General features: G+C 76.8%; 18 protein-coding genes and 1 riboswitch. Of the genes, 6 read left to right on the top strand and 12 right to left on the bottom strand.

Translation table 11 applies throughout. The annotated features are described in order from the left end of the window. The first annotated feature begins 37 nt into the window (after positions 1 to 37). Both ACI79P_RS16550 and ACI79P_RS16545 read left to right on the top strand, forming a co-directional pair. A complete protein-coding gene (locus ACI79P_RS16550) occupies positions 38 to 1,735 on the top strand; it encodes an ABC transporter (protein ID WP_456582149.1) in 1,698 nt (565 codons plus the stop codon). After that, a complete protein-coding gene (locus tag ACI79P_RS16545; protein WP_456582148.1) occupies positions 1,732 to 3,342 on the top strand; it encodes a GTPase in 1,611 nt (536 codons plus the stop codon). Before ACI79P_RS16550 ends, ACI79P_RS16545 begins: the two co-directional genes overlap by 4 nt. 6 nt (positions 3,343 to 3,348) lie before the next feature. Here ACI79P_RS16545 and ACI79P_RS16540 read toward each other — a convergent pair whose 3' ends face one another. Both ACI79P_RS16540 and ACI79P_RS16535 read right to left on the bottom strand, forming a co-directional pair. Then, the gene (locus tag ACI79P_RS16540) at positions 3,349 to 4,128 is read right to left on the bottom strand and encodes an HNH endonuclease signature motif containing protein (RefSeq protein WP_456582147.1); all 780 of its coding nucleotides are present in this window, start codon (positions 4,126 to 4,128) and stop codon (positions 3,349 to 3,351) included. After that, positions 4,098 to 4,871, bottom strand: coding sequence for a DUF222 domain-containing protein (locus ACI79P_RS16535; protein ID WP_456582146.1), 774 nt, complete (start codon positions 4,869 to 4,871; stop codon positions 4,098 to 4,100). Before ACI79P_RS16535 ends, ACI79P_RS16540 begins: the two co-directional genes overlap by 31 nt. 224 nt (positions 4,872 to 5,095) lie before the next feature. On the opposite strand from ACI79P_RS16535, the gene ACI79P_RS16530 reads away from it, so the two are divergent. After that, the gene (locus ACI79P_RS16530) at positions 5,096 to 5,401 is read left to right on the top strand and encodes an AAA family ATPase (protein ID WP_456582145.1); all 306 of its coding nucleotides are present in this window, start codon (positions 5,096 to 5,098) and stop codon (positions 5,399 to 5,401) included. Positions 5,402 to 5,635: 234 nt separating this feature from the next. On the opposite strand, the gene ACI79P_RS16525 is transcribed toward ACI79P_RS16530, so the two are convergent. Continuing rightward, positions 5,636 to 6,145 (bottom strand): ATP-binding protein, encoded by a 510-nt coding sequence (locus tag ACI79P_RS16525; RefSeq protein ID WP_456582144.1) that lies wholly within the window; start codon positions 6,143 to 6,145, stop codon positions 5,636 to 5,638. Positions 6,146 to 6,272: 127 nt separating this feature from the next. Here ACI79P_RS16525 and ACI79P_RS16520 point away from each other — a divergent pair, with 127 nt between their 5' ends. Beyond that, the gene (locus tag ACI79P_RS16520) at positions 6,273 to 6,959 is read left to right on the top strand and encodes an ANTAR domain-containing protein (RefSeq protein ID WP_456582143.1); all 687 of its coding nucleotides are present in this window, start codon (positions 6,273 to 6,275) and stop codon (positions 6,957 to 6,959) included. On the opposite strand, the gene ACI79P_RS16515 is transcribed toward ACI79P_RS16520, so the two are convergent. Next, on the bottom strand, positions 6,960 to 7,904 hold the full coding sequence (locus ACI79P_RS16515) for a nucleoside hydrolase (RefSeq protein WP_456582142.1): 945 nt from the start codon (positions 7,902 to 7,904) through the stop codon (positions 6,960 to 6,962). 2,040 nt (positions 7,905 to 9,944) lie between these two features. Between ACI79P_RS16515 and ACI79P_RS16510 the strand changes: the two genes are divergently transcribed. Further along, the gene (locus tag ACI79P_RS16510; protein ID WP_456582141.1) at positions 9,945 to 12,479 is read left to right on the top strand and encodes a SpoIIE family protein phosphatase; all 2,535 of its coding nucleotides are present in this window, start codon (positions 9,945 to 9,947) and stop codon (positions 12,477 to 12,479) included. A 10-nt stretch (positions 12,480 to 12,489) separates the two neighbouring features. On the opposite strand, the gene ACI79P_RS16505 is transcribed toward ACI79P_RS16510, so the two are convergent. The 6 genes from ACI79P_RS16505 to ACI79P_RS16480 form a co-directional block, all read right to left on the bottom strand. Next, entirely contained in the window at positions 12,490 to 12,912 is a 423-nt protein-coding gene (locus tag ACI79P_RS16505) for an ATP-binding protein (RefSeq protein ID WP_456582140.1), read from the bottom strand. Between the two features lie 106 nt (positions 12,913 to 13,018). Further along, positions 13,019 to 13,780, bottom strand: coding sequence for an energy-coupling factor transporter transmembrane component T family protein (locus ACI79P_RS16500; RefSeq protein ID WP_456582139.1), 762 nt, complete (start codon positions 13,778 to 13,780; stop codon positions 13,019 to 13,021). After that, positions 13,777 to 15,243 (bottom strand): ABC transporter ATP-binding protein, encoded by a 1,467-nt coding sequence (locus ACI79P_RS16495; protein WP_456582138.1) that lies wholly within the window; start codon positions 15,241 to 15,243, stop codon positions 13,777 to 13,779. The genes ACI79P_RS16500 and ACI79P_RS16495 overlap by 4 nt, the downstream gene beginning before the upstream one ends. A gap of 8 nt (positions 15,244 to 15,251) precedes the next feature. Beyond that, positions 15,252 to 15,878 carry an ECF transporter S component gene (locus ACI79P_RS16490; protein WP_456582137.1) on the bottom strand — a complete coding sequence of 209 codons (627 nt, stop codon included), beginning with the start codon at positions 15,876 to 15,878 and terminating at the stop codon, positions 15,252 to 15,254. Beyond that, positions 15,876 to 15,979: riboswitch (TPP riboswitch) on the bottom strand. (Overlaps the previous gene by 3 nt.) A 100-nt stretch (positions 15,980 to 16,079) precedes the next feature. Further along, on the bottom strand, positions 16,080 to 17,375 hold the full coding sequence (locus tag ACI79P_RS16485; RefSeq protein WP_456582136.1) for an Nramp family divalent metal transporter: 1,296 nt from the start codon (positions 17,373 to 17,375) through the stop codon (positions 16,080 to 16,082). A 98-nt stretch (positions 17,376 to 17,473) separates the two neighbouring features. Further along, positions 17,474 to 18,193, bottom strand: a complete 720-nt coding sequence (locus ACI79P_RS16480; protein WP_456582135.1) for a Mut7-C RNAse domain-containing protein — start codon at positions 18,191 to 18,193, stop codon at positions 17,474 to 17,476. 109 nt (positions 18,194 to 18,302) lie between these two features. On the opposite strand from ACI79P_RS16480, the gene ACI79P_RS16475 reads away from it, so the two are divergent. Then, positions 18,303 to 19,106, top strand: a complete 804-nt coding sequence (locus tag ACI79P_RS16475; RefSeq protein WP_456582134.1) for an SDR family NAD(P)-dependent oxidoreductase — start codon at positions 18,303 to 18,305, stop codon at positions 19,104 to 19,106. Positions 19,107 to 19,298: 192 nt separating this feature from the next. On the opposite strand, the gene ACI79P_RS16470 is transcribed toward ACI79P_RS16475, so the two are convergent. Both ACI79P_RS16470 and ACI79P_RS16465 read right to left on the bottom strand, forming a co-directional pair. Further along, positions 19,299 to 19,985, bottom strand: a complete 687-nt coding sequence (locus ACI79P_RS16470) for an alpha/beta hydrolase (RefSeq protein WP_456582133.1) — start codon at positions 19,983 to 19,985, stop codon at positions 19,299 to 19,301. After that, positions 19,982 to 20,191 (bottom strand): hypothetical protein, encoded by a 210-nt coding sequence (locus ACI79P_RS16465; RefSeq protein WP_456582132.1) that lies wholly within the window; start codon positions 20,189 to 20,191, stop codon positions 19,982 to 19,984. Before ACI79P_RS16465 ends, ACI79P_RS16470 begins: the two co-directional genes overlap by 4 nt. Positions 20,192 to 20,230: the final 39 nt, after the last annotated feature.

The following is a 20,230-nucleotide window of genomic DNA, read 5'->3' as shown; positions in this document are numbered from 1 at the left end:
GCGGGTAGCCGACGCCGTCCCGGGGCAGAGCAGCAGCGTGATCCCGTCGCCGCCTCGTCTGACCGAGGCCCTCTCGGTGCTCCGCGACCAGGTCGCGGCCGTCCCCCTGGCGCTCACGACGGCGGGCCGCGACGACGCCGTCCGCACCGCCCGGGGCGTCACCGACCAGATCGACGACTACCTGCTGCCCAGGCTGAGCGACCTGGACGCCCCGCTGCTCACCGTGGTCGGTGGCTCCACCGGCGCCGGCAAGTCCACGCTCGTCAACAGCCTGGTGGGCGCGCCCGTCACCACGGCCGGCGTGCTGCGCCCGACCACCCGCGCCCCGGTGCTGGTGTGCTCCCGCGCGGACGCCGCCAGCTTCTCCGGCGACCGCGTGCTGCCGGGGTTGGCGCGGGTCACCGGCGGCGACGGCGGGCCGGGGACCCTGCAGCTCGTGGTCCGGGACGACGTGCCGGAGGGGCTGGCGGTGCTCGACGCCCCCGACGTCGACTCGGTGGTCACCGCCAACCGGGACCTCGCCGGGCAGCTGCTGGCTGCCGCGGACCTGTGGGTCTTCGTGACGACCGCGGCCCGCTACGCCGACGCGGTGCCGTGGGACCTGCTGCGCACGGCCGAGCAGCGGGGGACGGCGCTGGCCGTCGTCCTGGACCGGGTGCCGCCCGAGGCCGCCGCGGAGATCGCCGCCGACCTCGCGGCCATGCTGCGGGACGCCGGGCTGGCCTCCGCGCGGCTGTTCGTCGTCGAGGAGCGCCCGCTCGAGGACGGCCGGCTGCCCGAGGACCAGGTCGCGCCGCTGCGGGGCTGGCTGCACGGGCTGGCCGCCGACCAGGAGCAGCGCGCGGCCGTCGTCCGCCAGACCCTCGCCGGGGCGCTGGACAGCCTGCAGCAGCGCACCACCGCCGTCGCCGCGGCGGTGGAGGAGCAGCAGGCCGCCGCCGGGGCGCTGCTGGAGGCCGCCGCCGCGGCGTACGACACCGCCCGGGACGGGATCGACCAGGGGGTGCGCAGCGGCAGCCTGCTGCGCGGTGAGGTGCTGGCCCGCTGGCAGGAGTTCGTGGGCACGGGGGAGTGGATGCGGGCGCTGCAGAGCCGGGTCGGCCGAGCGCGGGACCGCGTGGCCGCGGCGCTGACCGGGCGCCCCGCTCCCGACGAGAGCCTGCGCGGGGCGCTGGAGAGCAGCGTCGAGCAGCTGCTGCGCGCCGAGGCCGACCGCGCCGCCGAGCGGACCGTCACGGCCTGGCGCTCGCTGCCGGCCGGTCCGGCGCTCCTGGCGGGCCAGGAGCGCGAGCTCGCCGCCGCCTCCCCCGACTTCCCCGAGGCCGCCGCGGCGCAGGTGCGCGACTGGCAGGGCGCGGTGCTGGACCTGGTGCGCAGCGAGGGCGCAGACAAGCGCTCGCGGGCCCGGCTGCTGTCGTGGGGCGTGAGCGGGACCGGCGCGGTGGTCATGGTCGCGGTCTTCGCGCAGACCGGCGGGCTGCTCGGCGGGGAGGTCGCGGTCGCGGGCGGCACCACCGCCGTCGGCCAGCGGGTGCTGGAGGCCGTGTTCGGCGACGCCGCGGTGCGGGCGCTGGCCGAGCAGGCCCGGGCGGACCTCGACGAGCGGGCGGAGGCGCTGCTGCGCTACGAGCAGGACCGCTTCGACGGGCTGGTGGTCGCCGTGGCGCCCCCGCCCCAGGCCGCCGACGACCTGCGGGCCGCGGCCGGGGCGCTCCTCGAGGCGCGCCGCGCATGAGGGGTTCCGACCGCGGGCTGGCCGACCGGCTGGCCGCGCTGCGGGAGGCGGTCGAGGTGGCCGACGGGCGGCTGGCGGCGCCCGAGGTGGCCCGGGCCCGGGCGGTGCTGGCCAAGGCCGGGGCGCGCGAGGCGCTGGGCGACGCCACCGTCGTCGCGCTCGCCGGCGCCACGGGGAGCGGCAAGTCCACGCTGTTCAACGCGCTGTCGGGCAGCGAGGTCAGCACGCCGGGGGTGCGGCGCCCCACGACCGGCGTCGCGCACGCCACGGTGTGGGGCACCGCCGACGACGGGACCGACCGGCTGCTCGACTGGCTGCAGGTGCCGCGGCGGCACCGGCGCGAACCCGAGCCCGCGCTCGACGGCCTGGTGCTGCTCGACCTCCCCGACCACGACAGCGTCCGGATGGAGCACCGGCTGGAGGTCGACCGGCTGGTCGAGCTCGTCGACGTCCTGGTCTGGGTGCTGGACCCGCAGAAGTACGCCGACGCGGCCGTGCACGAGCGGTACCTCGCGCCGCTGGCCGGTCACGCCGGCGTGCTGCTGGTGGTGCTCAACCAGGTCGACCGGCTCGACGCCGCCGCCGCCCACGCCTGCCTGACCGACCTGCGCGGCCTGCTGGACCGGGAGGGGCTGGCCGCGACCCCGCTGCTGGCGGTCTCCGGCCGCACGGGGGACGGGCTGGCGGAGCTGCGCGGCGAGCTCGCCCGGCGCGTGCGCGCCCGCCGGGCGGCCGCCGAGCGGCTGCTGGCCGACGTCCGCGGGAGCGCGGCGGAGCTGTCGGCGCACTGCCCCGAGGACGGTGCCGGGCGGTCGCGGCGGTGGGGGCGATCGGCCGGGGACGAGCCGGCCCGCGAGCCGGCCGACGACCTCACCGACGCCCTGGCCGCGGCGGCCGGCGTCCCGACCGTGACCGCCGCCGTGGAGCGCTCGACCCGGCGGGAGGGGACCGGCCGCACCGGCTGGCCACCGGTCCGGTGGACGCGCCGGCTGCGCGCGGACCCGCTGGAGCGGCTGCACCTCGGGGACGAGCGCGCCCGCACGTCCCTGCCGGCGGCGGGGGCGGTCGAGCGGGCCCGCATGGCGACCGCCGTCCGCGAGGCGCGCGACGCCGTCGGGGAGGGGCTGGCCCCGGCGTGGCGGGACGAGCTGCGGCGGACGGCGGAGGTCCGCGAGGACCGCCTGGCCGATGCGCTGGACCGCGCGGTGGGGGGCGCGGACCTGGGCCCGGACCGGGTGCCGCTGTGGCAGCGGGCGGCCGCCGGGCTGCAGTGGCTGCTCCTGGCCACCGCGCTGGTCGGCGCGCTGTGGCTGCTGGCCCTGGTCGCGCTCGGGTTCCTCCAGCTCGACGACGTCGTGCCGCTGCCCCGGGTCGAGGGGATCCCCCTGCCCACCCTGCTGCTGGTCGGCGGGCTGCTCGCCGGGCTCCTGCTGGCGCTGCTGAGCAGACCGCTGGTGGCGCTGCGGGCGCGACGGCGGGCCCGTGCGGCGGATCGGCGGTTGCGGGCGGCGGTGCGGGAGGTCGCGGAGGACGAGCTGCTGGGCCCGATGGGCGAGGTCCGGGCCGACGCCGCCCGCTTCTGCGCCGCGGTCGCCCGGGCGAGGTGACGCGGCTCAGCGGCGCTGCGGGTCGGGTGGTGCTCGTTCGTCGAGCCAGGGTGGGTCGGGTTCGGGGTCGTGGCTCCAGCCGGGTGGGCGGGTGGTGCGGGAGACGCCGCTGGGTGTGCGGACGGTGAGGCGCCCGTCTTTGTGCAGGTGGAAGCGCCAGCCGCGGGCGAAGGTCTTGATGCGGTGATGGCGGCGGCACAGGCAGCAGAGGTTCCAGCAGTCGGTGGGGCCGCCCTCGGCATGGGGGGTGCCGTGGTCGATGCCGCAGCGTCCGGGGCGTCGTCGGCAGCCGGGCATGCGGCAGTGCCGGTCGCGGACGTGCAGGAAGCGGCGTTGCGCGGCGGTCGGTGCGTAGGCGGTTGTCGGTGCTGGTGGGCCGAGACCCGGCCCGCTCTCGGGCCGTTCGTCTCCTGCGGTGAACCGGCTGGTCGCGCTCTTCCCGCGCTTGCGGGAGCGGCGGCGGTGCCCGGCGGCCCGGCGGAGCTGGCCGCGGGTGGCGACGGCGACGAGCCGCCCGTCGGCCGGGTTCCCGATGGCCACCTGAACGCACCCGCCAGCCGGTGCAGCACCGACGCCGAGCATGTCCAGTTCGTGCAGGATCTCCCGGCATTGCGCGGCGGTGACGACCTCGCCGGCGACCTCTGCGGCCGGCTGGCTGCTGCCGTCGTCGTCGGGGTCGTGCAACGAGGGCAGCGGGGCGTGGATGGTCAGGACGGCGGTGACCGGAGGCCGCGAGGTGTCCCAGGGGCGCAAGATCAGGTCGGCGGCGACGGCGGCCCGGAGCACGCCGATGGGCGGGAGTCGCCGTCGGCACGCAGCAGCTGGGCGTACTGGTCGATGGCGTCGGCGCAGGCGGCGGCGACGTGGACCGGGAGGTCGGCGACGAGCTGGCTCATCCCGTCGCCGGTGCGGCGGGTGGTGACGTCGGCCCGCTGGGCGGCCTGCTTGCGGCGCTCGTCCAGAGCGTCGGCGTCCAGGCGGGCCAGCGCCCGGCGCACCCGGGCGCGCAGCTGGGCGACGGTGAGCCGGCCGGCGTCGGGCAGCACGCGGCGTTCCACCTCGGCGATGACGTCCGGCGTGGCCGTGGACAGGAGGTCGACCAGGGCGCGCATCCTGCGCACGTCGATGCGGCCGGCGTAGAGGGCGTCCCAGGTGCCCGTCAGCCGGGTGGTGAGCAGGATCGACTCGACGGCCAGCGTTTCGGCCTCGACCTCCGAGCAGTTGCGGATCAGCGCGAGCTCGGACACGAAGGTCTCGCTCACCTGGGCCAGCACCTCGGATCGGCGGAGCCGGCTGTCCAGCCCCGGACCGCCGAGAGGACCGAAGTCGCGGTCGCGGTCGATGGAGCGGCGCCGGGCGAGCGCGGCGATCGCCTCCGCGCGCTCGGCGGCGTGCCGGGCCTCGCGGGCGTCGGCGGCCCAGATGTCGGCGACGAGTTCCAGGTCGCTCAGCCCGGGGGCGTGCGTGTCGGGCACCCAGGGGATCGGGACGCCGTCTTCCGGCGCGCGGGGCGGCTCACCGGGGAACACACCTGCACCGTAGGGGCGGCCACCGACAGTCTCCGCAGCTCAGTCGTAAGGGTTGGTCAGCACGGTGCGGGCCCGGAGGACGTCGAAGGTGACCGGTGGCGCGTTCGGGCGGGAGTGGTTACGACTGTCGAGAGCCGATCGCCCAGCTGCTCCATGGGGCTCGCGTCGAAGCCCATGGACGGCTCGAGCTGGCGACGACCCACCCGACCCGGCACGGTGAGCGGGTGTCGGTCGTCGTCTCCGGGTTGCCGGGCACAGGTAGGTCCGCGGTCGCCGCCGCGCTCGCTGCCCGGATCGGGGCCTCCCACCTCTCCCTCGACCCGATCGAGGATGCGCTCCTGGGCGTCGGGTTCCGACGCGGCTGGAAGACAGGCGTGGCGGCGTGCGAGGTGGCCAGGGTCGTGGCCGAGCAGAACCTCTCGCTCGACACCTCTGTGGTGGTGGACGCGGTGAGCGACAGCGAGCCGGCACGCGAGACCTGGCGGGTGGCGGCAGCCAACGGCGGAGCGGAGCTGTGTTCGTGCTGCTGACCATCGACGACGGGGCTGAGCACCGGCGTCGGCTGGAACGTCGGGTGCGAGGCCTGACGCACGTGCCCGAGCCCTCGTGGGCTGATGCGCTGGCACGTGCGGCGGCCTCCGCGCCGTGGGGGGCCGTGCCTCCGCATCGACGCGGGGCGGGCGGTGGACGAGGTGGTGCTCGAGCTCATCGATCGGCTCCCGCGCCGGTGACGGTGGCCCCGCCTGGCGCCTCGCCGACCGTGCTCAGTCGCGTGTGATGCCCGGGGAGCGCTGCTCGGGGAGCCGCTCGCGCAGCGGCTCGCCCGTCTCCTTGCCGGAGGGCAGCAGCGCCCACACGTGCTTGCGGCCGGGCCGCTGCTCCCACCCGTAGTCGACGGAGAGCTGGGCGACGAGGTGCAGCCCCATGCCGCCGAGGGCGGGGTCGCGGTCGACGGCCGGCACCGGCGGGCGGTCGGGGGCCTCGTCGCTGAGGTCGAGCAGCCAGCCCGCGGGCCCAGCGACCACGAGCGCCCGCACGTCGCCCCCGCCGTGCCGCAGCGCGTTGGACGCCAGCTCCTCGAAGACCAGGAGCAGCCCGTCCCGGGCGTCCTCGGTGGAGGCGGCGGAGACCGACGGGTGGGCGATCCGCGCGCGCAGGTCGGTGCGCACCCGGGACACCACCTGCATGGCCTCGAGCTGCCAGTGCCAGACGTCGCCGGGGACGGAAGGGACGGGCGCGCTCGGCCACGCGTCGTGGGCCAGCTCGTCGGCCATCTCGTCCTCTCGCGTCCGCTCCGCAAGGCGCTCCGGGACCCGTCCCGGACCGCACCATCCTGACCGATGCGGCCCCGGCGCGCGAAGGGGGGCGAGCGTTCCGGCCGCCACCAGGCAGACTGTGCCGGTGGACGACGTGCTGCGCGAACTCAGCCGGGTCACCCTGGGCGGCCGGGAACTGGGCGACGTCCTGGGCGACATCACCGCGATCGCCGCTCGCGCGATCCCCGGCGCCGAGGCGGTCTCGACCACCCTGATCCGCGCCGACAAGCCGTTCACCGCCGCCTACTGCGGTGAGATGGCACTGGTGGCCGACGAGTTCCAGTACGCGGAGGACGGCGGCCCGTGCATCGACGCCGGCCGCGGCGGGGTGGTGCTGCGCGTCGACGACATGGGCACCGAGGAGCGCTGGCCCCGCTACATCACCCGGGTGCGCGAGACGGAGGTGCGCAGCTCCCTGTCGATCCCGCTGCCCTACCAGGGGTCCTGGATCGGCGCGCTCAACATCTACTCGACGCAGCCGGCGGCCTTCGCCACGCCCGAGGCGCTGGCCGCGGGTCTGGAGACGGCGGAGGTCATCGCCGTGGCGGTCGCCAATGCCGATGCGCACGCCCAGCTGGCCGACCAGGCCCGCAACATGCGGCTGGCGATGGAGTCGCGGGCCGTCATCGAGCAGGCCAAGGGCGTGCTCATGGCCCAGCAGCACGTCGACGCCGAGCAGGCGTTCGAGATCCTGCGGCAGGCGTCCCAGCGCTACAACCGCAAGCTGCGCGACATCGCCGTCGGCATCGTCGCGGGCGCGCAGACCCGCTAGTCAGCCGTCCAGCCGCGCCAGCCGGGAGACCAGGAACTCCACGGCGGCGTCGCTGTCGACCGTCTCGGCGACCTCGACCGCGGTGGGCGAGCACGAGACCGCCCGCCGGTCGACCAGGGTCTGGCCCCGCCCCGCGCCCAGCGTGGTGTCGACGACGACGTCGCGCCGCACCGCGCCCAGGGTCCCCGGCGCGATCGCCTCCGTGAGCGCGAGCGCGTCGTGCACCACCACCCCCGCGGTGCCGTACGCGTCGCGGGCGTGGTCGAGGTACTGCTGGAGGATCCCCGCGGCGCTGCGGCCGACGGGGCCGGCGGCGGCGAAGCGGGCGATGCCCTGCTCGCCGAGCACGGTGGGCAGGGTGACGTCCAGCCCCACCAGGACGGTGGGCACCGGGGAGGAGAGGACGGCCTGCGCCGCCTCGGGGTCGGACCAGATGTTGAACTCGGCGGCGGCGGTGACGTTCCCGCCGCGCGCCGCGGACCCGCCCATGACGACGAGCCGGCCGATGCGCTCCGCGGCCTCCGGGTACACGGCGAGCAGCAGCGCGATGTTGGTGAGCGGGCCGATCGCGGCGACCGTCACCGGGGTGGGGGAGGCCAGCAGCAGCTCGGCGAGGGCGACGACGGCGGGGCGGGGGTCCACCGCCGCCGGCGAGGGCGCCAGCTCCACCCCGCCCAGGCCGCCGTGGCCGTGCACGTGCCCGGCCCGCTCCGGCTGGGGGTGCACCAGCGAGGCCCGGGCGCCCGCGGCGACCGACACGTCGGAGCGTCCGGCCAGATGCAGCACCCGCAGGGCGTTCTCGGTGACCTGCGCGAGCTCCACGTTGCCGTGCACCGTGGTGACCAGCTGCAGGTCCACCTCCGGGCTGGCCAGCGCCAGCAGGATGGCGAGGGCGTCGTCGATGCCCGGGTCGGTGTCGATCACCAGCGGCGTGCGGTCGGTCACCGGCGCATCCTCGCAGCCCGGTCAGCCGGCCCCGACACGCCGGGCGCGCCGGAGCCCCGCGGGGTCACCGACGCCCCGCACCGACCTCCCCCACGCTCAGGGAGCACCGTCGAATCGACAAGGACATGCGCCGGAGGAGGGGTCACCGACCGGTGCGGATGGGTTGGGCAACGGTTCGGTCACGCGGCCCGGGAGGGGTGTCGGAGAACCCGGCCGGCGGGCCCGCCGCTCCCTAGTTTTCTCCTTGTCCGCGGCACCTTCCCCTGCTGCGGACACGACTTCGGGAGGCGACATGAGCAGCAGCCGGCAGGCCTTCGGGCCGGCCTCCGTGGCCATGCGCGCCGACCGCTCCCCGCATGAGCCGGCCAGCACGCTGCTGGGCCTGATCGACGTCCTGGACCGGGCGGACGAGGCGCGTCCCCGCCCCCGAACCCGGCCGGTCGCGCACCGGTCGGCCCGGCCGGCCCCGCTGCGGTCGGTCCAGCCGGCACCGCCCGCCCGGGCGGCCGCACCGCCGGTGCTCACCCCGAGGGTCACCGTGGTGCCCGAGCCTCTCCGCGAGCCGCTCGGCGGGCTGCGCGGGCTCAACCGCCGGATGGCGCTGTGGGGCGCGGGTGACCAGGGTCAGCACCTGGCCTGGCGCACCGCCGCACCCCCCGTGCCGGTCCCCGGCCGGCGCCGCGCCGCGCTGCGCGCCTTCACCCGGCGGATGGCGCTGTGGGGCGCCGGCGAGCGGGGTCAGCACCTCGCGTGGGGCCGGCCCGCCGCCCGGGCGCTCCGCCGTCTCGACCCGCCCGTGGTGCTGCGCGAGCTGCCCAGCACCCCCTCGATCCAGCCCGTGGCGTCTTCCCCCGCCGCGGCGCTCCTTCCCGCGGGACCGGCGACGCCGCCGGGGTCGCGAACCGGTACGGCCGCACCTGACGCGACCGCCCGTCCCACTCCCCACCCGGGCTCCACGGACCCCGCGGCACCGAGCCGGTCACGCGCCGGCCGGCGTCCACCGCGGGACTGGCCGTCCCCGGGTCGGTACGGGGCGCGGTCCACGCCGCCGTCCATCCCGGTCCGCGTCCTCGCACCGCTGCCACCGGCCCGCCGGGTGCCGGCACCGCGATCTCCGCAGGGATCCGGTGGAGCCGGGGCGCGGGGTGATCCGGCCCCCGTCTGGGGCTCGCCACGACGAACCGAGCCCGCGAGCGGCTCCTGCCCGGAGCCGTCGACCCCGCGGGCGCCCTCGTCGCACTCCCGCCCGGCGCCCTCCGCGTCAGGCTGACCCTGCAGCGCGACCTCGGCACCAGCCGCGGCACGCCGTCCTCCGCTCTCCCGTCGAGCCCGCCGGCACCGGCCACCCTCTTCCCCGGGTGGTCGCAGACCGTCGACCCGGCCCTCGAGCACGTCCTCCTCGGCCGACCTCGGCCGCACCTGGCCCACTCCCCGACGGTGCCTCCTCCGGGCACCCGCAGACCTCTCCGCTCCACCGATCCGGCCTCGACCCCCCCGCCCGGCTGCTGCTCCCGCACGCAGCGCGCGGACCCTCCAGGGAGGCACGGATCGCGGACGGCGGGGGACCGCGGGTCCTGCGAACCGTCCGGCGCGGTGGACGACAGGCCCCTGCCGGTACCCGGCGGCGCGATCCCTCCGCGACCGCCCGGGTCTCTGACCGGCCGGGACCTGGCCGGCTGCGGCGTGGCGGGCCACCGGCCCTCCCGGCCGGCAAGGGTGCCGACGTCGCCCGGGGTCGCGGTCCCCGGTCCCCGGCCCGGTGCTCCGGACGACGCCCAGGACGACGCCGCGGGAACCGTGGGCACGCGCCGGTGGACGGGTGACGCCGTCCGCTCTCTCCCGCCGGACGGCGGGCGCCCGCACGAGCGGGCCGGACCCCTGACCGGTCCGGTCCCCGCGCGGGTGCCCGCCCCGGCCGCCGGTTCCCGCGAACGGGGTACACGCGTCGGGTGCACCGGTGTGACAGGCTCTCCTCCTCTGCCGTGCCCGGAACCACCGTGTCGTCGGCCACCCGCGGACCGTCTGTGGAGGAGAACCCACGTGACCGCCGCCGAGCTCCCCGACGGGCCGGCCCGCCTCGGTGCGGTGGCCGGCACGGGGAGCCGCGTCGAGCTGGTCCGCCGGCTGGTCCCCGAGGCCCTCGGCTCCCGCAGCCTCCAGCGGCTCACGGACCTCGCGACCCGGCTGCTGGACTGCGCCTCCGTCCAGGTCTCGCTCGTCGGCGAGGTGCAGACGGCGGTCGCCGGCACCGGGCTGCCACCGGGTGGGATCGGGGTCCGGCTGCCGGTCTCCCACTCGCTGTGCGCCGTCGCCGTGGCCGAGGACGACTGCCTCGTCGTGCCGGACGCCGCCCGCGACGAACGGCTGGCCGATCGCAGCCCCGTCCGGTCGGGGAAGGTCGGCGCCTACCTCGGCATCCCGCTGCGGGCCGCGGGTGGCGAGCCGATCGGCGCGCTCTGCGCCTACGAGCCCGGGACGCGGGAGTGGAGCGAGCGCGACATCGCCCTGCTGCGCCAGCTCGCCGACTCGGTCAGCACGGAGCTGCAGCTCATGGCGCTCACGGCCGAGTACGAGGCCCACCGGGTCCGCTTCGAGCTGGCCATCGACGCCGCCGGTATCGGCAGCTTCGACTGGAACCTCTCGACGGGGCGGCTGCTCTGGGACGACCGGATGCTGGACCTGTTCGGCTACGCGCGGCCCGAGTTCGACGAGACGATCGAGGCCTTCGTCTCCCGTGTCCACCCCGACGACCGGGAGCGGACGACCGAGGCCCTCCAGGCGGCCATCGACGGGCGCGGTGACTACGAGGCCGAGTTCCGGGTCGTCCTGCCCACGGGGGGCACCCGCTGGGTGCGGGGTCGGGGCCGGGCGGTCTCCGACGACGGCGGGACCGCGGTGCGGCTGTTGGGCGCCGGGTTCGACACGACGCCGCAACGACAGGAGGACGTCCGGATCGCCCGTCTGCTGGAGGCGATGAAGGCATCCTTCTTCTCGGTGGACCGGCAGTGGCGCTTCACCTACGTCAACGCCGAGGCCGAGCGGGTGCTCGGCGCCTCCCGCGACGAGCTGATCGGAGAGGTGATCTGGGAGCTCTTCCCGGCCGCCCTGGGCAGCGACTTCGAGCGGTACTACCGGGAGGCGGTGGCGACCGGGGAGGAGCAGGTCTTCGAGGCCTACTACCCGCAGCCGCTGGAGGCGTGGTTCGAGGTGCGTGCCTGGCCCACGCCCGACGGGCTGTCGGTCTCCTTCCTCGACGTCACCGAGCGGCGGGCGGCCGAGGAGCACGCCCGACGGAGCGCCACCCGCCTCGCGCTGGTCGCGCACACGACCACGGCCATGTCAGCGTCGCTGGACACCCGGCCACGTGAGGAGGAGGCGCTGCAGCGGGTCGCCGAGCTGCTGGTGCCGGAGCTCGGTGACTGGGCGATCCTCAGCGTCGTCGACGAGGACGGCCGGATGCGCGACGTCGCCAGCTGGCACCGGGACCCGGAGCTCCGGGAGGTCGTCCGCCGCTACGCCGGCCTGCGGCTGGCCTCGATCCCGCCCGACGCCCCGATCCTGCGGGCGCTGGCCTCGGGGCAGGTCCTGGTGGTCCCCGACGTGGGCGCGGCCGTGGGGCAGACCCTTCCCGCCGGCGAGGTCAGCGACGTGTTCTGGCAGCTGGCGCCCCGGTCGGCGATCGCGCTGGCGCTCTCGGCACGGGGGCGGACCCTCGGGGCGCTCAGCGTCTACCGCTCCGCCGATCGGCCGCTGCCGGACCAGGAGGACGTCGCGACGGCGCGGGACGTCGCCGGACGGATGGCGCTGGCGCTGGACAACGCGCGGCTCTACGAGCAGCAGCGCGGGCTGGCGGAGGGGCTGCAGCGCAGCCTGCTCACCGCGCCGCCGCAGCCCGACCACTCCGAGATCGTGGCGCGTTACCACCCGGCGATGGCGGTCGCCGAGGTCGGCGGCGACTGGTACGACGCGTTCCTGCAGCCCTCCGGCGCGACGGTGCTGGTCATCGGCGACGTCGTCGGGCACGACACCGCGGCGGCCGCGGCCATGGGGCAGCTCCGAGGCATGCTGCGCGGCATCGCCTACCGCGACATCGGCCCGGCCGGGGTGCTCACCGACCTCGACTTCGCCATCCGGGGGCTGGGCATGGGGACCCTGGCCACCGCCGCGGTCGTCCGCGTCGAGCAGAGCGACGAGGAGCGGGCCGCGGGCCTGACCCGGCTCCGCTGGTCCAACGCCGGCCACCCGCCGCCGCTGGTGCTGCGGCCGGATGGCCGGATCGAGGAGCTGGCCGGCGAGCGGGCCGAGCTGATGCTCGGGGTGGAGCCGGCCACGCGCCGCACCGAGACCGTCGTGACGGTGCCGCGCGGCACGACGCTGCTCCTGTTCACCGACGGCCTGGTCGAAGGCCGCGACCTCTCGCTCGACGAGGGCACCGCCCGGCTGCGCTCGGCGCTGGCCGAGCTGGCCGGCCGGCCGCTCCCGGAGCTGTGCGACGCCCTGCTGGAGCGGTTGCGCCCCGAGGGGCTGCAGGACGACGTCGCCCTCGTCGCCGTCCGGCTCCACGCGCAGGACTGACCGCGGGCGCTCAGCGCGGCAGCAGCGCCCAGACGTGCTTGGCCTCCGCCTCGACGTACCAGCCGTGCTCGGCGGCGAGCTCGGCGATCAGGTAGAGCCCGAGCCCGCCGCGGCTGGGATCGCGGCCGACGGCCGGCGTGGGCGGGGTCTGCGGGGCCTGGTCGGTGACCTCGAGCAGGTAGCCGTCACCGGCCGTGCGGAGCGCCGCCCGCACCTCACCGCCGCCGTGGCGCAGCGCGTTGGACGCCATCTCGTCGAGCGCGAGGACCAGCCGGTCGACGAGGTCGTCGACGCCGGGGCCGGTGATGCGGGCGCGGACCTGCGCGCGTACCCGGGGCAGCTCGGCGACGTCGCGAAGGCGCCAGGTGAGGACCGGCTCGGCCGCAGGTGGGTATGCCGACGGCCAGATCGTGCCGGCCGCCTGCCCTGTCACGCCTGTGCTCTCCTCGATCGCCGGCCCACCGATCGGGGGAAGGCCTGACCATCACTCATGTGCGCGCGCCGGGTCCGTCAAACCTGGTGTAGCCGAGATCACAGGGTTAGCCGACGAAGATCGGCGACCAGTAACCCGTCCGCACGCTGACCGTGACCGCGAGGGCGCACACCACCACCGCCGCGAGGACGAACCAGGCGTCGCGCCGGTGCAGGCTCGAACCGCGGGCGTTGCTGCGGGGGATGCCGGAGTCGAAGCCGCGCGCGTCCATCGCCGTCGCCAGGCGGGAGCCCCGCCGGACCGCGCCGACGAGCAGCGCGAAGCCGATGCCGGTCAGCAGTCGCACCCGCGCCACCGGGTTGCGCCCGGCCTCCACCCCGCGGGTCCGCCGCGCCAGGCGCAGCGCCTCGAACTCGGCGACCAGCAGCGGCGCCAGCCGCAGCGCCGCGAGCGCGCCGAACGCGAAGCGCGGGGACACCCGCCAGTGCACGGTGAGCGCGTCGGCCAGCCGCACCGGGTCGGTGCTGGCGACCAGCAGCACGCCGGGGAGGGCCAGGCCGACCACCCGCAGCGCGAGGCCGACGCCGGTGACCAGCGAGGCGTCCTCGGCCAGCCAGACGTTGACCAGGCCGACGCCGGCCGCGCCGACGAGCATCGGCCAGGTGCGCACCCAGACGGCGTGGGCGGAGGTGAGCCCGGCCGCGGGGAAGAGGGCCAGCTCGAACAGCACGACGATCGCGGGGGTGACCACGTCCAGGCTGGTGAGCAGCACCAGGGTGACGACGGCCATCGCGGTCAGCTGGGCCACCGGGTTGATGCGGGAGAGCGCGGTGTCCGGCGCCGGCCCGAGCGCGAGCGAGGCGGTCATCCCAGCGCCACCCGGTCGTCGGCGAGCGCGGTCACGAGATCGGCGTCGTGGGTGACGGTCGCGACGGCGCAGCCCCGCGCCCGCTGCTCGGCCAGCAACGTCACCACCTCGCGCCAGGTGCCGGCGTCCTGGCCGAAGGTGGGCTCGTCGAGCACGAGGACCCGCGGCGCGGTCGCCAGGGCGGTCGCCACGGAGAGCCGGCGCTGCTGCCCGCCGGAGAGCGTGTAGGGGTTCGCGTCGGCGAACGCGGTCAGCCCCAGCCGTTCGAGCAGCTCCTCGGCCGTGCGGCGGGCCGCCTCGGCGTGGCCCCCCGAGCGCAGCGGCCCCAGCGCCAGCTCGTCGCGCAACCGGCCGGTCAGGAACTGCTGCTCGGGGTGCTGGAACACGGTGCCGATCCGGCTGACCAGCTCCCCGGCGCGCCACCGGTGCGGGGCCGGTTCGTCCCGGCGGGTGCCGGCGGCCAGCTCCGCGGCGGCGGACACCCGCCCGGTGGTGGGCGCCCGCAGCCCGGCCAGCAGCAGCGCGAGCGTGGACTTCCCGCTCCCGTTCGGGCCGGTGACGGCGGTGACCCGGCCGGCACGCAACGTCAGGTCGGTCGGCGGCAGGGCGGGCCGACCCGCGCCCCGGTAGGTGTAGCCGGCGGTGTCGGCGGTGAGGAGGACCGGTCCGTCCAGCGCGGGCGGCAGCCGCAGCCCGGCCGTCCGCGGGGTGGGCCGCCAGCCCGGACCGTGGGCGACCAGCCCCCCGGGCACCAGCTCCACCACCCGGTCGACCAGCGGCAGCCACGGGGCGGCGTCGTGGTCGACGACCAGCACGGTGGCCGAGCGGTCGGCGGTGGCCCGCGCGACGGCATCGCGGACCAGCGCCGCCCCCTCCGGGTCCAGCTGCGCGGTGGGCTCGTCGAGCAGCAGCAGCCCGGGACGACGGGCCAGCGCCCCGGCCAGCACCAGCCGCTGCTTCTCCCCGCCGGAGAGCGCCTGCGTCGCCCGGTCGCGGCCGTACCGGAAGCCGACGGCGGCCAGCGTCTCGTCGACCCGCCGCCAGATCTCCCCCGGCGGCAGGCCGGCGTTCTCCAGGCCGAAGGCGACGTCGTCGCCGGCGCGGGTCATGACCAGCTGGCTGTCGGGGTCCTGCGCGAGCAGGCCCAGCCGGTCCCGCGCCGAGCGGGGGGAGGTGCCGCCGACCGTCAGCTCACCGGTGACCTCGGTGCCCTCGTCGTCCAGGATCCCGGCGAGCGCGGCGAGCAGCGTGGACTTGCCCGCCCCGGAGGCGCCGGTGAGCAGCACCCGCTCCCCGGGCTCGACGACGAGGTCGACGTCGGTGATCGCCCAGGCCCGGCGGGAGGCGTGCCGGACGCCGAGCCCCCGGGCGACGACCCGCGACGGGCCGTGCGCGTCCGGCGCCCCGCCGCTGCTCCCCGGGGGGAGCAGCGGCAGGGCGTCCCGGGAGGTCCTCCTGGGCACCCGCCGCGTCAGACCCGCTCGCGGCCCGACGCGAAGGCGCCGAGCGCCCCCGTGCGGGCCAGCGCACGCACCAGCAGCAGGCCGACGACGCCGGCCAGCAGCACGCTGGAGAGCACCGTGAAGACGGTGTAGGGCACCTGGAAGGTCAGGAAGCCCAGCTCGCTGTAGTAGAGGACGTTGTCGAGGACCGCCGTCGACAGCCCCGCGGTGACGCCGGCCAGCAGCGCGGTGCCCCAGCCGAAGCTGCGGTAGCGGGTGAGCAGGAAGCCGAGCTCGGCGCCCAGCCCCTGCACCAGGCCGTAGACGACGATGATCCCGCCGTAGGGGGAGCCCATCAGCAGGCTCACCGCGGCAGCGAGCGTGGAGGCGAACGTCGCCGCCCCGGGCTTGCGCACCAGCAGCCCGGCGACCACGCCGGGCATGAGGTAGACGCCGTTGAGGACCGCCGAGAGCGGCGGGAAGAAGTCCAGCGGCTCGGCGAGCACGCCGAACACCAGGTTCCAGGCCCAGAAGACGACGCCGAAGGCGACGCCCAGGACGGCGGTGACGACGATGTCGACGGTGCGCCACCGGACGGCGGGGCGCTCCCGCCCGGTGTTCGCGGCGGACGACGGGCGGACGGCCGGTTCGGCCATGTCTTTCCTCCAGACTCCCTGCGCCGGCATGACCCGGATCAGGTTCGAGGGTCTGCGGTGTCCCGCACTCTCAGCGCCGAAGCGCTCCCCTGCTGTTGATGGGTGTTCAGTTGTGCCACCGAGCGTAGACCACCGCGATCATGGCGCGCAGACCACGGGCGGGCTGGATCCCGTGGTCCCCGCTCCATGATCGCGGAGGGCCTAGCCGAAGAGCAGGCCGCCGATCAGGTGGGCGTTGAGCCCGATGATCAGGACGGCGACGACGCTGCCGGCCACCGTGGTGGTGCGGCGGTTCACCCAGCCGCCCATGAGGTCGCGCCGGCTGGTCAGCCACAGCAGCGGCACCAGGGCGAACGGGATGCCGAACGAGAGCACGACCTGAGACCAGACCAGCGCCGTCGTCGGGTCCCCGCCCAGCACCAGCACGGCGAGCGCCGGGGCGAGGGTGATCAGCCGGCGGGTGAGCACGGGGATGTGCCGCTTGAGGAACCCGGCCATGACGACCTGCCCGGCGTGCGTGCCCACCGAGGAGGAGGCGAAGCCGGAGGCCAGCAGCGCGAGGGCGAAGGCGAGCGCGGCGCCGGTGCCGAGCTGGTCGCCGAGCCCGGCGTGCACGCCCTCGAGGCTGTCGACGCCGCTGTCGCTGGTGAACAGCTGGGCGGCGATGACCAGCATCGCGGCGTTGACCAGCCCGGCCACCCCCATGGCGAGCAGCACGTCGAGCCGCTGGGCGCGCAGCAGCCGGCCCCGGCCCTCCCGCGTGCGGCCGGCGGTCACGGCGTCGCCGTAGCGGCCGGGGGTGAGGGCCGAGTGCACGTAGATCACGTGCGGCATCACGGTGGCGCCCAGGATACCGGTGGCGAGCACCACGCTCTCGGCGCCCTCGAAGGAGGGGACCATGCCGTCGGCCAGCCCGCCGGGGTCCACCCCGGACCCGAGCAGCGTGTAGCCGAAGCCCAGCCCCACCACGAGCAGCAGCCCGGTGATGACCCGCTCGAACGGCCGGTACCCGCGGGACTGCGCGGCCAGCAGCAGGAAGGCGACCGCCGCGGTGATCACCCCGCCGATCGGCAGCGGCACCCCGAAGAGCAGGTACAGCGCCACCGCACCACCGACGATCTCGGCCAGGTCGGTCGCGATGGCCACCGCCTCCGCCTGCAGCCACAGCCCCCAGGTGACCGGCCGGGGGAAGCGCTCACGGCAGAGGGTGGCCAGGTCGCGGCCGGTGGCCAGCCCGAGCTTCGCCGTCAGCGACTGGATGAGCATCGCCATGAGGTTGGCCGCGACGATGACCCACAGCAGCGCGTACCCGAACGCGGCGCCGCTGGAGAAGTTGGTCGCGAAGTTGCCGGGGTCGACGTAGGCGACGGCGGCGACGAAGGCCGGGCCGAGCATCGTCCACAGCCGGCGGCGGGCCGGATCGGTGCGGGGGGTGCGGTGCGCGGGGGCGCGGAGCGTCGTCGGCAGGACGGCGGCCTCGGTCTTCGACAGGTACACGGCGGCCTCGCAGGCTGATCCGGGGCGGGGTGGTCGCCTGCTTCCTGCCCGGCCCGCGTGTCACGCCGGGGCCGACCCGTGGCCCCCCGGGGCCAAGGTCAGGCTTGCCTGTCCCGGCACGTCCGCCGGGCCCGCTCGACGAGGGCGTCGATGCGGGCGGCGTGGGCGCCACGCCAGTACACCCGCCCGCAGGCGGCGCACCGGGAGAACTCGTCCTGGCTGCGGCGGGTCCCCGGCTGCAGCTGCCCGGCCACCTCCTCCTTGGGCACGTGCTGGAGCACGCCGTTGCAGGCCGTGCACCGGGTGAGCGGGGCCGGTGCCGGGGCGAACCGGTCGAGGACGTCGGCGAGCTGGGCGTCGGGCGCGGCGCCGCGCACGAGCGCGCCGTGGGGCAGCGCCCGCCGCATGAGCAGGCCCCGGTCCTGGGTGAGCAGCACCCGGTCCTCGGCCGCCGCCCGCGCGACCAGCCCGGGGTCCTCGGCGTCGTTCGACCACGCGGCGTCGAGCCCGAGCAGCCGCAGCCGCCGGGCGAGGGCGCCCAGCCCGACGTCGAGCAGGAACCCGCCCGGCGGGACGGCGACCGGCCGCGGTACCGGGTCGACCTCGACGACCGCGCCGGGGCCGACGCGTCCGGAGGCCGTCGCCGCCGCGCCGTCCACCCGGATCACCCCGACCTCGGTCAGCGGGATCCCGGCCGCCTGCACCAGGTGGCCCACCGTCGCGTCGGGGTCGAACGGGAGCGGGCGCTCGCCGGCGGAGCGGTACCGCCGGGCCAGCAGCCACCGCAGGTCCGGGGCCGGCCGCACGTGCACCTGCACGGGCGGGGGCTACCCCCGCCGGACCGCTGCCGACACGCGAGAGGAGTGCACCGGGGCGGATCTGGGCACGGAAGGGGCCGCCCGCAGTCCCCGGCCCCGTGGAGGTCCCGTGTCCGACGCAACGCCCCGACCCCTCGCCCTCGTCACCGGTGCGTCCAGCGGCATCGGGCTGGAGCTGGCCAAGCAGTTCGCCGAGCACGGCTTCGACCTCGTGGTCGTCGCCGAGGACTCCGAGCTGGACGCGGCGGCCCTGCAGCTGCGCCAGCGCGGCGCCGCGGTCTCGCCCATCCGGGCCGACCTGACCGTCCGCGGCGAGGTCGAGAAGGTCGTCGCGGCCGTGCGCGGCTCCGGCCGGCCCCTGGGCGCGGCGGCGCTCAACGCGGGCGTCGGCGTCGGCGGGCGGTTCGTCGAGACCGACCTCGACGCCGAGATCGGGATGGTGGAGCTGAACTGCATCTCGACGATGCACCTGGCCAAGCGGGTCGCGCAGGACATGGTGGCCCGCGGGGAGGGGCGGATCCTGTTCACCTCCTCGGTGGCCTCGCAGGCGCCGGAGCCCTTCCAGGCCGTGTACTCCGCGACGAAGGCGTTCGTGCAGTTCCTCGCGCTCGGCCTCCGCGAGGAGCTCACCGACACCGGCGTCACCGTCACCGCCCTGCTCCCCGGCCCCACGGACACCGAGTTCTTCGACCGCGCCGACCTCACCGACACCAAGCTCGGCGCCAGCGACAGCAAGGACGACCCCGCGCTCGTGGCCCGCCAGGGGTTCGAGGGCCTGATGAAGGGCGAGACCTCGGTGTTCGCCGGCTCGGTGAGCAGCAAGCTGATGGGCCGCCTCTCGGCGCTCATGCCCGACTCGATCGCCGGCAAGAGCCACAAGCCGATGACGGCCCCGGGATCCGCGGAGGGGTGAGCCCCCGGGCGCGATGCGCGGCATGATCACGGCGGAACCGCTGCAGCGGTCCGCGCTGCCGGTGGGCGGGCCCGGTACTCGAACCCGCCGGTCATCTCCCGCACCTGGTGGCCCAGCAGCGCCGGCCGGAGCGCCGCGGGTGGCGCCGTTGCGAGGTCCGGTCGTGCCGACGACCGCAGCGGACTGCCGACCTCAGAGCGGGACGGCCAGCCCCTCGGGCGCCGGGCGGTCCAGCGCTCCGGCGAGACCGGGCGGCAGCGGCGCCAGCCCCGTGCCGGCGAGGACGACGTCGCGGGTGAACCCGTGCCAGCGGTGCGCCGAACGCAGCATGCTGTGCCCCCCGGCGATGGTGAACCGCGCGACCCGGGCGCCCGCGTGGTGGGCCCGGACCGCGAACTGCGCCGAGAGCTGGGCGGGGACCCATCGGTCGCCCCGGCCGTGCAGGATCGCGACGGTGCGGTCGCGCAGGTGGCCGACCGGCTCACCGGGCGGCGTCCAGGGCGCGAGGGCGCAGACCGCCGCGACGCCGTCGTGCCCGCCCGCGCGGAGCGCCGCCCGGCCGCCCATCGAGTGCCCGACCAGGACGACGGGCAGGTCGCCGTGCTCGGCGCGGATGCGGTCCAGCGCCCACCGGACGTCGGCGTAGGCGTCGGCGGCGGCCCCGTTCCAGCCGGCCACCCGGTAGCGCAGCAGGCAGGTGGTGAGCCCCCGCTCGGTGCCGGCGGCGGAGACGAACTGCTCCATCGCGCGCATGCGCACCAGCGACAGCGCCCGCTCGCGGGGCGGCTCCACGCTGGCCACCGTCCCGCCGTGGCAGAACAGCGCCACCGCGGCGGGCCGGCCGGTCGCAGGCCGGGTCTCCAGGGCCGGCTCGGTCACGCCCGGCGTGATCGGCGGCCGCCGCCCAGGGTCGCCCGGGCCCGGTCGCCCAGGTCACCGGCCTTCAGCAGGGCGTTGCTCACGGTCGACGGCCCGCGGCGCCGCTCGAGGGCACGGCCCAGCCGGCGCAGCAGGCCGGTGGCCAGCGGCACGAGCACGGTCAGGATCAGCCACATGCGCAGCCGGCGGGTGAGGAAGAGCCACATGCTCCCTGCTCTGCCCCGTCGCGCCCGGCGGGAACCGGC

The sequence above is a fragment of the Blastococcus sp. SYSU DS0510 genome, assembly GCF_054050835.1.
Note: the sequence above shows the minus strand (reverse complement) of the source record. Positions and strands in the feature narration are given on the sequence as shown.

What these genes read in the sequence shown, in the direction of transcription:
- ACI79P_RS16490 (WP_456582137.1), bottom strand. Translation starts at nt 15,878, where the DNA reads ATGGCCGAACCGGCCGTCCGCCCGTCGTCCGCCGCGAACACCGGGCGG.
- ACI79P_RS16465 (WP_456582132.1), bottom strand. Translation starts at nt 20,191, where the DNA reads ATGTGGCTCTTCCTCACCCGCCGGCTGCGCATGTGGCTGATCCTGACC.
- ACI79P_RS16500 (WP_456582139.1), bottom strand. Translation starts at nt 13,780, where the DNA reads ATGACCGCCTCGCTCGCGCTCGGGCCGGCGCCGGACACCGCGCTCTCC.
- ACI79P_RS16525 (WP_456582144.1), bottom strand. Translation starts at nt 6,145, where the DNA reads ATGGCCGACGAGCTGGCCCACGACGCGTGGCCGAGCGCGCCCGTCCCT.
- ACI79P_RS16545 (WP_456582148.1), top strand. Translation starts at nt 1,732, where the DNA reads ATGAGGGGTTCCGACCGCGGGCTGGCCGACCGGCTGGCCGCGCTGCGG.